The organism is Ensifer sp. VA4 (assembly GCF_055710065.1).
In genome coordinates this window covers 112,826-125,540 of sequence record NZ_JBVQPO010000007.1, presented here as the reverse complement: position 1 = coordinate 125,540, position 12,715 = coordinate 112,826, and the positions used below count along the sequence as shown (strand labels likewise).

The window sequence follows — 12,715 nt, the reverse complement described above, 5'->3', positions numbered from 1 at the left end:
CTGATAGCGACGGCGCAGCCGAACAATGGCCGGGATTTGGTCTGGCCGGGAGCTACACACTATGAGCGCGATCAGCAGAAGACCCTCTTGGGCGGCCCTGCAGGTACGGCCGGTGGCGTCATCGGTACCGCCATTCCCTTGCCGGCGCCGGCCGCGGTCGACGATCCTGTTATGACGCCGGAGGAACGCATGCAGGCAGCGATCGAAGAACTGCAGGCTGCGGACTCTGTCGCGATACCGAGCGTGAAGCGGTGGCGGATCTGATCCCGAGCACGGCTGCCCGCTCATTGTGACAGCATTCACGTTCTGAGGGGGAGGATGGGAGATGGATGGCCTATCAACCCTCCAAGCCCTTATAGACGCCCATAGGGCCGCTATGGGGCGCTATGACAGCCTTCCAGGCGGTGATGTGCCTGATGACATCGCCGCCGAGATGATGCGAACCGGTGGGGCGCTGTGCTCCTACCGGCCGGCGACGATCGAAGGAGTCCATTTCAAGGCCGCCCACATGGTGACCTGTGACGCGTTCGTCGGCGGAGAAAATGGAGATCCAGATTTTACGCACCTGCAGTTGGTGAGCGGGTTTCTGCCGGCGACACCGTGAACAGCACGGGAACATCATTGCTACCATTTTGCTACCCAACGCGGTAGCACCGACCGAAATCCAATAACACGATCTAACATAGGGGGCAACGATAACGCCGGAGCTTCCGGCACTTTGAAGGATGGGTCAGGACGGGGAAGTACGACCGCGATCAAATTTGAAGTCCGGACGCCCCACCGGGGACGCATCTCCTCCTCGCGCGTCCGATCGGACGAGTGGCACTCCAGGGACAGCATTCGGCAAATTGCCGAAGAAATCCAGACGGCTTCGGTTGAGGCGGCGGAGGTCCCCGCGCCTGAAGGTGACGCTGTGACGATCGAAGAAGTCAAGGATCTGGATAGCAACCTTGCGACCGTTTTCGAGGCGATCGCGAAATTGCATCGCAGTGAACCAGCCCTGGTCGGCGACCGCACCGATCTCTGCCGTGATAGCGATCATCTCGGCGACCACCTGGCGCAGGAAGAAATGATCATGCGCCACTTCGTGCACCCGGCCCATGCGGCTGCCGAGTTTCAGGAGACGGCGCGCCTGCACCTCCGGGATCGCCAGCAACACGGCAATATCGCGCACGCGTGGCGGGCGGAAGCGTTCGGATCCACCGAGCAGCGGCTCGATCTGACGCCAGAGCCGTTCGTCAGCGGGGCCCATGGTGACCTGATGTTCGACAAGCCGCACCCAGGCGCCATCCACCACAATCTCTACCGACGCGACGAGGGCCTGCAGGGCCGCGCGGAACGCCGGTGCCGGCAGGCGCAGCGGAAGCGCTGTCCGCAACCGCTCAACACCCATGCCCAGCAGATCCGGATTTTCCGCATGAAAAACCGTGAGCCGGGCAAGAATGTCGCCTCGGAGTTTCTCCCAGCTTTGCAAGGACATGACGAGCCTGGCGGCATCCGATGGCAGTTCAATCACGCCTAGGGATCGCGCCAGAGCTTGCGCTTCCGCGGCAGCAATCGCCCGATCGCGGCCGAAGGCGCCGATGTCGATGAAGAAGGGTGGAATGGCGAGTAGCGCTTCGATCGTCTGTCGTACTTCGCTCAAGCACAGTGCATCGAGTTGCGCCATCCGTTCCGGCGTGCGGCGCTTCCTTGCGGGGGCGCGCAAATCCAGGAACCGACCGCCGCCGATCGTGCGCCGGGCGGACGTATCGCGAACAACATAGCGGTCACCGGCGGCCGCCGCGATCGGCCGGTCCAGTACCAGTTGGACGCGCGCGCGCGTTCCTGGTGACACGGCCTGTTCGGCCAAGAGGACGATGCGGGCTCCAACTTCCACGGAGGCGTGATGAAGCCGCACCGGGAACCAATGGCCGATCGGCTTCGGCTCGGAGCCAAGCACGCGTAAAGTCGCGTCGATGCGGTCGGTCGGCGCATATAGGCCGGGGTCGCAGATCACGTCGCCGCGGCCGACGGCCGCCTTCGTGATGGCGGGACCAACGAGGTTGAGCGCGCAGCGATCGCCAGCGCGACCGGTTTCGCTTTGGCTGTTCTGCGCGTGGATTGATCGCACCCGTGCCTTGAGGCCCGAAGGGCTGACGACGATATAATCTTCGACCGACACCTGGCCCGAAAGAACGGTTCCGGTGACGACCGTCCCTACGCCCTGGATAGTGAAGGAGCGATCAATGGCCATGCGGAAACATCCGTTTGCTTGCCGCTGCGTGAAACGCCGTGCCACGTCGAGGATTTCGTCGCGAACCGTCGCCACACCTTCGCCCGATATCGACGAAACCGGGATAATGGTCGCATCCGCAAGCGCCGTTTCCGCGAGGTGGTTGCGCATCGCCTGCTCGACGGCCGCAACGCGAGCGTCTGTCACGAGATCGGCCTTGGTGATGGCGATGACCCCGTGCCTGATGCCAAGCAGATCGACGATAGCGAGATGCTCGCGCGTCTGCGGCATGACGCCGTCGTCGGCCGCGACCACGAGCAGCACGAAATCGATGCCGCCGGCGCCTGCAAGCATGGTGTGGATGAATTTCTCATGGCCGGGCACGTCAACGAAGCCGATCGTCTCCACGCCCTCGACCGGCATATAGGCAAAACCGAGCTCGATCGATATGCCGCGGTCCTTCTCCTCCTTCAGCCGATCCGTGTCGACTCCGGTCAGCGCCCGCACGAGCGACGTCTTGCCATGATCGATGTGGCCGGCTGTGCCTACGATCACCTTTGATCCCTCTCATTCGTGGGCCGAAGCGGCACCGCCGCCTCGGAGAGCGGCAGCGAGGCTCGCCGTTCGGCCTCCTGCAATTCCTCGTCATTGAGCGCGGCGCGCACGACGTCGAAGAACGGCGCCGCCAGCGCACTGCCTCCGCCGCGCGCCCTTATCAGCCAGGCAAAGGCCTCGATCGGGTCGTGGGCTGTGCCGCTTCCAAGATGATAGGCCGCGCCAAGCATCGCCTGACCGTCGGCATCGCCAGCGCACGCGCCGCGCCGCCACCAGTAGGCAGCCTCGACCGGATCACGCGCCACCCCGATGGCATTGTGATAGAGCATGCCGAGCCGCGTCATTGATGCCGCGGAACCGTTCTGCGCGGCCGCCAGCGCCCACCGACAGGCTTCGGCAAAATCGGGCTCGATGAGATCTCCTTCGAGCGCCATCCAACTCAGCATGTCCTGAGCTTCCGCGTCATTTTGTTCGGCGGCCTGGCGGTACAGGCTTGCTGCGCGCTCGTAGTCCGGCGGGATCCCCTCGCCCTTGAAGAGAAGCGACGCGAGGTTGCGCTGACCGACAGGATCGCCGGCCTCTGCAGCAAGACTGAGCCAGCGATAGGCAAGGCCGGCATCCCGGGCGACTCCCAAGCCGCCGGCAAAGCATGCGCCGATATTGTTCTGGGCCCGGGCATTCCCCGCCTGTGCAAGAGGTCCCCAAAGGGCGAGAGCGGTTTCGTAGTCGCTGTTGCGCGCTGCGGCGAGCGCCTTTGCCATGGGTGCTTCCGGGCCCCCCTCACCCTTGGGCGGCCTTCCAAAGAGACGGCTGAGAAGGTTCACGATGCAGCTCCCTCTTCTGCCAACGGTTCGAGGACCGCGAGATTGGCGACGAAGCCTTCCTCGTCCTCGAGGCAGCGCAGGTCCAGAATGAGCGACCCGCGTTCGATGCGGCCGATGACCGGCATCGGCAGGCGCCTCAGGGCCGCGGCCAGTTCGGCAAGCATGCGGCCGCTGCCGGACAATGACGCAAGTGCCAGACCCGCGCTCGGCACGGTGACGAGCGGCAAGGCGCCGGAACCGATCTGGCTGCCGCAATCGATGACCGAGACTTTGAATGCGCCATTGACCGCCCGCTCCACCGAGGGGCACAACCGCTCGGCCTGCTGGCGGACCTCGGCCTGCGGACGCGCGAGCAGACGCATCGTCGGAAGGCGCTCGCTCAAGCGGTCCGGGTCGCGATAGAGCCGGAGCGTTGCCTCCAGTGCCGCCAAGCGGATCTTGTCAAGGCGCAGCGCCCGCTTCATCGGATTCCTGTTGATCCTTTCGAGGAGGTCGACGCGCCCGACGATGAGGCCGGCCTGCGGTCCACCAAGCAGCTTGTCGCCGGAAAAAGTGACGATATCGGCACCGTCGGCGACTGCTTCGGCGGCGGTCGGCTCATGAGCGAGCCCGAAGCGGTCGAGATCGGCAAGTGTGCCGGAGCCGAGATCGTTGATCAACGGCAGCCCGTGCTCATGGGCGATTGTCGCCAGCTCGCGCGCCCCGACCTCCTTGGTGAAGCCCTCGATGCGGTAGTTGGAGGTGTGGACCTTCAAGATCAGTCCGGTCTCGGGCCCGATGGCGTCCCTGTAGTCCCGGGCATGAGTGCGGTTGGTGGTGCCGATCTCGACGAGTCGGACCCCGGAGCACTGCATGATGTCCGGCATGCGAAACGCCCCGCCGATTTCGATAAGCTCTCCGCGCGAGACGATCGCTTCCCGGCCGGCCGCCAGGCTGTTCAGCGTCAGCAGCACCGCGGCGGCGTTGTTGTTGACCACGGTCGCACCCGCCGCGCCAGTTAACTCGCAGATGAGCGCGCCCAGGTGATCGTCCCTCTCCCCGCGTCTGCCGCTCTTGAGGTCGAATTCGAGCGCGACTGCTTCGCGCATCGCAGCCGTCGCGGCATCGATCGCCGCCTCCGCCAGCAATGCGCGGCCGAGATTGGTGTGGAGCACTGTTCCCGTCAGGTTGAATAGCGGGCGCAGCGTCGATCGATCATTTGCCTCGAGCGCCGCGACGGCAGCCGTGGCAATGGCGTCCGGAGAGGGAACCTCTTCGCCTTTACGCACGTCCTCCCGGATCATGACCAGGACACTCCGCAAGGCTTCGGTCACAGCTCGCCGCCCGAAGCATTCGATCGCTTCGACAAGGGTCGCCGATCTCAGAAGCTCGTCCACCGAGGGGATGTCACGCAACCTGGCATTGGCGTCCATTCCGGCTCTCCCTGGGGCGCGCCTCGACCCGATCCCACCAAGTTAGAGCGGGATGCCGGCGGATAAACCACTCAGACCTTTCCTCATCTCGCTCTAGATTCCGGCCAGAAGCGGTGCAAACCCACCCCGGCGATAGGGACCTTCACGCATCAGGAGATCGAGGCTGAGGCTCGCAACATCGTCGGCAATCGGCTCGGTCGCCGGTGCTCTGTTCTGATAGAAGATCTTCGTCCAGCCATGGCATTCGTCGCAGGTTTCAGCCTTGACGGTGCCACCGTGGTTCTCGATCTCGCGATAGCCGATCCCCTTGGTGGAGCCGCAAAGTACGCACTTAATGCGGACATGGTGCCAGAGGGTCGAACAAAGCGAGCAGCAGCAGAAGCGCGCGCCGTGCGAGCCCGGCCAGCCGACGACCATGGACGAAGCGGGCCTGCCACCGCAGGCCGGGCAAATGCCGTCGGCGACTGGCCTTAATGTGGCGGGGTCAAGCACGGATGCCAGCCGAGCGAACTGCACCTGAAGCGCGGCCCAGACGAAGATGTGCTCGGCAACCGCGTCTTCAGGCAATGAGCCGGAAAGGATGGTTTCGGCCATGGCAAGACGTGCTTCACGATCGGCGCCGATCACCCGAGCGAGGGCGTCGGCAGCCGCGGCCGGCTTTTCGATCGCGTCAGCGGCGGCGAACAGACGGTCGAATGTGGCGTGGATTGCTTCGCCGTCCTCGATCCTGTTGCAGTGGAGCGGCGGCATTTCGAACTCACGGGCGCGCAGCAGTGTCGCGGCGTCGGGGCTCTCGGCGGGCGGGAGGTCGGCTTGGATGAGGTGCTGCGCGGTCGTCAGTCCTGCAAGGAAGTTGAGATAGGGTGCAAGGCCGCTCACCTCGGCCAGATGACTGAAACGCGTAGCTCGCGTGGCAAAGAGGGACGCGATGTTTGGCAGGCGCGCAAAGGGTGGCGAGGAGACGTCTCCAATAGCGGTCGGATCGGGCGCTGCGGCGTCTTTGCGTGTCATCACACTCCCTCACGAACCCGACGGGTCACGTGATGCGAACCCAGAAAAACTACTCGGCTGCGGTCCTTTTTCTGTCTGCCGTCGGCTCTTTCGTCGGCGGTCTGGCGACCAGTTCGCGCAGCCACTTGCGGTGATATCGCCAGGCCCAACCGCCCGTCACGGATCCACGTACCATCGCCCGTATCGTACCCTTTACCCAGATCGCTGCATAGACGTGGGTGATCCAGACGCTGATCGCGAGGATGGCGGCGATCGAGTGCACCAGAAGGGCCCATCGCTGCTGCTCGATCGTGGTGTAAGCCGCGAAATACTGATTCCATATGACGATACCGGACCCTATCAGCACGATGATCAGGGTCGACATGGACCAGAAGACCAGCTTCTGCCCGGCATTGTACTTGCCGACCTCAGGCAAGCGTTCGTCATGGGCAGCGAGCACGTCGCGCACGCGTGCAAGCCAGGTGCCGTCTTCCCGTTTCCAGAGGTTGAGCTTCCAGAAGCGCAAGAAAAGACCAAGGAAGCTGAAGAAAAGGACGACACCGATCCAGGGGTGAATGGTCCGCACCCATTGACCGCCGCCGAAGAGCGCAGACAGGAAGAAGAGCCGCGGGTGGAACAGGGATAGGCCGGAAAGCGCGAGCAGGACGAGGCTCGTGGCGGTGATCCAATGGTTGATCCGCGCGCCGCCGGTATAGCGATCGACCGTGACGGGTTTGCCGGGGTGAACGCTGTCGCCTTTCCCGACGTCATATCCACTATCCGTACTCATGAGGACCGATCTCCCGTGAGCCGCTGAGCCGCCTCCTCGTCTTCTTCGGAAACGCGGTTCGGGCCGTTGACCATGTAATGCAGGAAGCCGGTGACCGCCGCGACGCCCATGACGGCGAGGCCGGCATATTTCGTCACGCCCTTCCACGCCTCGACGATCGGGCTGATCGCCGGATTGTTGGGCAGACCGGCATAGATCTCCGGCTTGTCGGCATGGTGCAGCACATACATGACATGTGTGCCGCCAACGCCCGGCGGATCGTAAAGGCCCGCACTGTCAAAGCCGCGAGACTTCAGGTCGGCGACCCGCCCCTCCGCATGTTTCTTCATCTCCTCCTTGGTGCCGAAGACGATCGCCTGCGTCGGGCAGGCCTTGGCGCAGGCCGGTCCCTGACCGACGGCGATGCGATCAGAGCAGAGCGTGCATTTGTAGGCGGTGTGATCGACCTCGGAAATCCTGGGAATGTTGAACGGGCACCCTTTGACGCAATAACCGCAACCGATGCAGTTCTCGTGGACGAAATCGACGATGCCGTTCGAATATTGAACGATAGCCCCGGGTGCGGGGCACGCCTTGAGGCAGCCAGGGTCCTCGCAATGCATGCAGCCGTCCTTGCGGATCAGCCATTCCAGATTGTTCGTATCCGGATTCTCCCACTCGGTGAACCGCATCAGCGTGAACATGTCGGGGGTCAGGTCGTGTGGATTTTCGTAGATGCCCGTATTGCTCTCGAGTTGCGGATGAGTGTCGTTCCATTCGATGCAGGCCGATTGGCAGGCCTTGCAGCCGATGCACTTCGAGACGTCGATGAGTTTCGCCACCTCGGTCTGCCGCTGGGCCGGCGGCGTTACCGTAGACGCCGATCGCCGCATCAGGTCCCTTTCGCCGAACTTCGGCTCTTGAGGTACGGTGGTGGGGTTTGGGACGGGAGGGAACATGGCACAGCCTCCTACGCCACCGGCCCAGCAATGGGCTCGATATTGACCAGGAACGCCTTGTATTCTGGCGTCTCGATGTTGGCGTCGCCCACGAACGGCGTCAGCGAGTTCGGACCGAAGCCTTTTCTAGCCGCGCCGGTGAAGCCCCAGTGCAACGGTATGCCCACGACGTGGACCGGTTTGCCGTCGCAGATCAGCGGCTTTATCCGCTTGGTGACGACGGCCTTGGCCTGGATCGATCCGCGCTTGGACCAAACGCGCACCCAGCCACCCTTGGTGATGCCCTTCTCGGCCGCGAGTTCCTCGGATATCTCGACGAAGAATTCCGGCTGCAGCACAGCATTCGTCCGGCAATGCTTGGTCCAATAGTGGAAGTGCTCGGTCAGCCGGTAGGACGTCGCCGCATAGGGGAACTCCTTCGAGGCGGTTTCGGCGAATTGTTCGAAGTCGCCCTTGAATACCCTTGCTGCGGGATTGCCGCGCACCTTCGGCGCCACGAGGTTGTCGAGCGGCGATTCGAACGGCTCGTAATGCGCCGGGAACGGCCCGTCACGCATCAAGCCGCGCGTGAAGAGGCGCGAGACACCCTCGGGATTCATGATGAACGGTCCGACATCTGTGGGCTTGGCTGTCGGCGCGATATCGGGCACGTCATAACCCGCCCATTTTGCGCCGTCCCATTCGATCAGCTTGCGGCTCGGATCCCACGCCTTGCCGTTTACGTCCGCCGAGGCTCTGTTGTAGAGGATGCGGCGGTTGACCGGCCAGGAGAACGCCCACTTGGCATAGGCGCCGGTCTCGTCCGGGTCGGATGTGTCGCGCCGGGCCATGTTGTTGCCGTTCTCGTTGAAGCAGCCGGAATAGATCCAGCAACCACTCGAGGTCGAACCGTCGTCGCGCAGCGCCGCGAAGCCCGGTAGCAGCTTGCCGGCCTCAGCCAAGACCTTTGTCGGGTCGGCAGCATCGTAGACGGTGGCAAGCGCCTTGCCGTTGATCTCCTTGGCAAGCTCTTCGGCTGTCGGTTCCCCGGCATCCGCATAAGCCCAGTCGAGATTGATGATCGGATCAGGGAATGCTCCGCCTTCCTTGCGGTAGAGTTCCTTCAGCCGCACGTGGATCTGCGCCATGATCCAATTGTCGGTCCTTGCTTCACCGGGAGGCGTGCCGCCCGGCCAATGCCACTGCAGCCAGCGGCTGGAATTGGTGAGCGAACCTTCGTCTTCGGCAAAACAGGTGGAGGGAAGCTGGATCACCTCCGTCTGGATCTGCGAAGGATCGACATCGTTGAACTCGCCGTGGTTCTCCCAGAATCGTGCCGTCTCGGTGTCGAGCGGATCCATCGTGACGAGATATTTGAGTTTCGACAGCGCGTCCGTCACCTTCTTGCGGTTCGGCGCCGCAAGCAACGGGTTGAAGCCCTGACACAGGTAACCCGTCATCTTGCCCTGGGTCATGAGCTCGAGGGCGCGCAGGATGTCGTAGCCTGGCACGTCGAGCTTCGGCAGCCAGTCATAGGCGAACTGGTTTTCCGGTGTGGCGGCAGCACCCCACATCGCCTTCTGGAAGCTTACGAAGAACTTCCTGTAGTTCTGCCAGTAGCTCATCTGGTTGGGCCGCAGCGGCTTGAAGCCGCGTGTCGACATGTAGGTCTCGAGGTCGATCTCCTTTTCATTCGGCAGCGTCAGGTAGCCGGGGAGCAGATTCGACATCAGCCCGACATCGGTCAGGCCCTGAATGTTCGAATGGCCGCGCAGTGCATTCATGCCGCCGCCGCGAATGCCGATATTGCCGAGGATCAGCTGCAGCATCGCCATGGCGCGGATATTCTGCGAGCCCTTGGAATGCTGCGTCCAGCCGAGCGCATACATCGAGGTCATCGCCTTGGTCGGCGACGAGCATTCCGCGATCATTTCAGCGACCTTCAGGAACTTGTCCTTCGGCGTGCCGCAGATGCGCTCCACCATTTCGGGGGTATAGACGGCGACATGCTCCTTTAGCAGGTTCCAGACGCAGCGCGGATTGGTCAGCGTGTCGTCCACCGTCGCATAGCCGTCAGGCCCGATGACATAGTCCCAGGTCGACTTGTCGTAATCGCGCTTTGCCTCATTGTAGCCCGTGAACAGCCCGTCCTTGTAGGCGAAGCCGTCCTTGACGATGTAGCTGGCGTTGGTGAACGCCTTGACGTAGTCCCACTGCACCTTGTCGTTGCGAATGCAATGGTTGATCACGCCGAGCAGGAAGGCGATGTCCGTTCCCTGGCGGATCGGAGCATAGAGATCGGCGACCGACGCAGAGCGGGTGAAGCGCGGATCGACGACGATCAGCTTCGCACCGCGGTTGGCCTTCGCCTCGGTCACCCATTTGAAGCCGCATGGATGCGCTTCGGCGGCATTACCGCCCATGATGATCACGAGGTCGGTGTTCTTGATATCCGTCCAGGAGTTGGTCATTGCGCCGCGGCCGAATGTTGGAGCCAAACTGGCTACCGTAGGGCCGTGTCAGACACGCGCTTGGTTGTCGAAGACCAACATCCCGGCGCTGCGGACGACCTTGTAGGTCTCCCATGCCGTTTCGTTCGTTGTCGCCGAGGCCGCGAGGAAGCCGGTCGTTATCCACCGGTTCACCGTCACGCCATCCTTGTTCTTCTCCACGAAATTGGCGTCGCGGTCATCCTTCATCAGCCGCACGATCCGATCGAGCGCGTCATCCCAGTTGACCCGTTCGAACTTGTCCGACCCCGGTTTGCGGATCATCGGATATTTCAGCCGGGTGTCGGACTTGACGAAATCGAGCAGCGCCGCGCCCTTCGGACAGAGCGTGCCGCGGTTGGTCGGATGGTCGGTGTCACCCTCGATATGGATGATCTCCGCCTGCTCGCCCTTCGTCCGGTCGCCCTTCGAATACATGATGACGCCGCATGCGACGGAGCAATAGGGGCACGTGTTGCGGGTTTCGGTGGTGTTTACCAGCTTGAAGGTGCGGATCGCTTCGGCATGCGCTGCTTCGATGTCACCGAAGCCAAGGGCACCGAGCGCAGTGGCCGCAACCCCGGCACCGGCTGCGCCGAGAAATTGGCGCCGCGAGAGTTCCATGTTCATGCCATGATACCTCCCTGAAAACCGGCTTTGCCAACAGGGGCGCGCCGGAAACCTTGGTACGCCTTTGCATACTCAGGCATAACTCGGCCTTAGAAATTAAAATCTTAGCTGTCCGTATTCCATTGTCAATTTAATAAGAAAGATAAACATGAAAGCCATTCTCCATTTAAATCCAAAGCCATCATATATTTGAGCTGCCGACCGTCGCTCCCCGTTGCGGGGCATAAACGAAACCCGAATTGACGCCCTATTCGCGATCGACCATATTCAATTCATGAGCTTGCTCGCCGCTCCCGAGTTTCGGGGCGCTCCACATCGAGCTGACATCGCGCCGCCGCAGCCGGCGATCGCTTCGAGCTGTGCCCGCTCATATTCTGCGACATTCGAGCAGAGGGACCGGCATTCGATTCCCTCAAATATCCGCCGGCGGAAGTCAGTTCAACAGGGCCCCCGTAACTTCGCGCGGGACGCGATTGGATGCGTGATCCGTTCGCGTGAAATTTGTGACGGACTGGGAGCGAGCAGAAGATCCTTGAGAAGCATGGGAGGCCATCATGGATACCTCGACTGCAACGACGCCCCTCCGGCTGACCGCACTCGCCCACGGCGGCGGCTGCGGCTGCAAGCTGGCGCCCTCGGTTCTGCAGCAATTGCTCTTCCATCAACCTAGGGGCGACTTCGCCCGCCTTCTCGTTGGCACGGAGACGGGCGACGACGCCGCCGTCTGGCAGCTCGACGATGAGACCTGCATCGTCGCGACCACTGATTTCTTCATGCCGATGGTCGACGATCCCTTCGATTTCGGCCGGATCGCAGCGACCAACGCCATCTCCGACGTCTATGCCATGGGCGGCAAGCCCATCATGGCGCTCGCCATTGTCGGCATGCCGATCGCCAAGATGCCGGCCGAAATGGTGCGGGAGATCTTGAAAGGCGGCGCCGTAATTTGCGCAGAGGCAGGCATTCCGGTGGCGGGTGGCCACTCGATCGATTCCCCCGAGCCCATCTATGGCCTGGCGGTGATCGGAACATGTTCGCCGGCCAGCATTCGGCGCAACAGCAGCGCCCGAACCGGCGACACGCTGATCCTGACAAAGGCACTCGGTGTCGGGATCTATTCAGCCGCCTTCAAGAAGGGGGCGCTGCCACCGGATGCCTACGCGGAACTCATCGCTTCGACGACGCGTCTCAACAGCATTGGCACCGAACTCGCTGGGGATCCCGACGTGCACGCAGTCACCGACGTCACCGGCTTCGGTGTGTTCGGCCACGCTTTGGAGATGGCACGCGGATCACAAAAGCTGTTGTCGCTGAAGGCGGGCAACTTTGCCCTCTTTTCCCGCTGCGCCGAGCTCGCAGAGCAAGGATTCGTGACCGGCGCATCCGATCGCAACTGGGCCAGTTATGCCACGGAGGTCTCTCTGCCCGGTGCTTTCCCGATGTGGCAACGCCATATCTTGACCGATCCCCAGACCTCCGGCGGTCTTCTTGTGTCATGCAGTGCCCACCGCGCGCAGGATCTGCTTCATCACATCGTTGCGGCAGGCTATCCCGCCGCCCGGATCATTGGTGAGGTCGAGGACGGCGAGCCCGGAGTTCGCATCGTTGCCTGAGTGCCGGTCGATCTTCTGGAGTATTGGTTTGCTCCAGCAGCGGAATAAATCTGCCAGGTCGGGCGGCGCTTGACGCGCACGGGCTCGTCGCAGCCGTGTTCAGTGGACGGAATTTTGCGAAGGCGATCGTTGATTTCTAAGAGCGAAATAGACGTCGGTGCCGTGGCCATGGTCGCTGTTGGCCATGGGTGGCGGACCGTAATCGGCCTCACGTTTCAGAGGCGCCCTTGCCATTCGGGTTTGGTGCTGGCGCGTCTCTCGTGTCGCGAGGCGGACGTGT

10 protein-coding genes are annotated in these 12,715 nt (G+C 62.6%); 3 read left to right on the top strand and 7 right to left on the bottom strand.

Annotated features, from left to right (window positions below):
• Positions 1 to 87 precede the first annotated feature (87 nt).
• Positions 88 to 264, top strand: a complete 177-nt coding sequence (locus AC0C6X_RS13925; protein WP_173519114.1) for a hypothetical protein — start codon at positions 88 to 90, stop codon at positions 262 to 264.
• Between the two features lie 112 nt (positions 265 to 376).
• Positions 377 to 604, top strand: coding sequence for a hypothetical protein (locus tag AC0C6X_RS13920; RefSeq protein ID WP_173519115.1), 228 nt, complete (start codon positions 377 to 379; stop codon positions 602 to 604).
• 126 nt (positions 605 to 730) lie between these two features.
• Here AC0C6X_RS13920 and selB read toward each other — a convergent pair whose 3' ends face one another.
• The 7 genes from selB to fdnG form a co-directional block, all read right to left on the bottom strand.
• Positions 731 to 2,770 carry a selenocysteine-specific translation elongation factor gene (selB, locus tag AC0C6X_RS13915; RefSeq protein WP_173519116.1) on the bottom strand — a complete coding sequence of 680 codons (2,040 nt, stop codon included), beginning with the start codon at positions 2,768 to 2,770 and terminating at the stop codon, positions 731 to 733.
• Positions 2,767 to 3,594 carry a tetratricopeptide repeat protein gene (locus AC0C6X_RS13910; protein ID WP_376741685.1) on the bottom strand — a complete coding sequence of 276 codons (828 nt, stop codon included), beginning with the start codon at positions 3,592 to 3,594 and terminating at the stop codon, positions 2,767 to 2,769. The genes selB and AC0C6X_RS13910 overlap by 4 nt, the downstream gene beginning before the upstream one ends.
• A complete protein-coding gene (selA, locus tag AC0C6X_RS13905; RefSeq protein WP_472953615.1) occupies positions 3,591 to 5,006 on the bottom strand; it encodes an L-seryl-tRNA(Sec) selenium transferase in 1,416 nt (471 codons plus the stop codon). The genes AC0C6X_RS13910 and selA overlap by 4 nt, the downstream gene beginning before the upstream one ends.
• Before the next feature lie 93 nt (positions 5,007 to 5,099).
• Positions 5,100 to 6,017 (bottom strand): formate dehydrogenase accessory protein FdhE, encoded by a 918-nt coding sequence (fdhE, locus tag AC0C6X_RS13900; protein WP_472953613.1) that lies wholly within the window; start codon positions 6,015 to 6,017, stop codon positions 5,100 to 5,102.
• A gap of 49 nt (positions 6,018 to 6,066) precedes the next feature.
• Positions 6,067 to 6,786, bottom strand: coding sequence for a formate dehydrogenase subunit gamma (locus AC0C6X_RS13895; protein WP_173519120.1), 720 nt, complete (start codon positions 6,784 to 6,786; stop codon positions 6,067 to 6,069).
• Entirely contained in the window at positions 6,783 to 7,724 is a 942-nt protein-coding gene (gene fdxH, locus AC0C6X_RS13890) for a formate dehydrogenase subunit beta (RefSeq protein ID WP_247958826.1), read from the bottom strand. The genes AC0C6X_RS13895 and fdxH overlap by 4 nt, the downstream gene beginning before the upstream one ends.
• 11 nt (positions 7,725 to 7,735) lie before the next feature.
• Positions 7,736 to 10,822, bottom strand: coding sequence for a formate dehydrogenase-N subunit alpha (fdnG, locus tag AC0C6X_RS13885; RefSeq protein ID WP_210266632.1), 3,087 nt, complete (start codon positions 10,820 to 10,822; stop codon positions 7,736 to 7,738).
• A 554-nt stretch (positions 10,823 to 11,376) separates the two neighbouring features.
• Between fdnG and selD the strand changes: the two genes are divergently transcribed.
• Positions 11,377 to 12,435, top strand: a complete 1,059-nt coding sequence (selD, locus tag AC0C6X_RS13880) for a selenide, water dikinase SelD (RefSeq protein ID WP_472953609.1) — start codon at positions 11,377 to 11,379, stop codon at positions 12,433 to 12,435.
• Positions 12,436 to 12,715: the final 280 nt, after the last annotated feature.

Bases quoted from the DNA above. Each gene is read 5' to 3' on its own strand.
- AC0C6X_RS13920 (WP_173519115.1), top strand. From the start codon at position 377: ATGGGGCGCTATGACAGCCTTCCAGGCGGTGATGTGCCTGATGACATC.
- selA (WP_472953615.1), bottom strand. From the start codon at position 5,006: ATGGACGCCAATGCCAGGTTGCGTGACATCCCCTCGGTGGACGAGCTT.
- fdhE (WP_472953613.1), bottom strand. From the start codon at position 6,017: ATGACACGCAAAGACGCCGCAGCGCCCGATCCGACCGCTATTGGAGAC.
- AC0C6X_RS13895 (WP_173519120.1), bottom strand. From the start codon at position 6,786: ATGAGTACGGATAGTGGATATGACGTCGGGAAAGGCGACAGCGTTCAC.
- fdxH (WP_247958826.1), bottom strand. From the start codon at position 7,724: ATGTTCCCTCCCGTCCCAAACCCCACCACCGTACCTCAAGAGCCGAAG.
- selD (WP_472953609.1), top strand. From the start codon at position 11,377: ATGGATACCTCGACTGCAACGACGCCCCTCCGGCTGACCGCACTCGCC.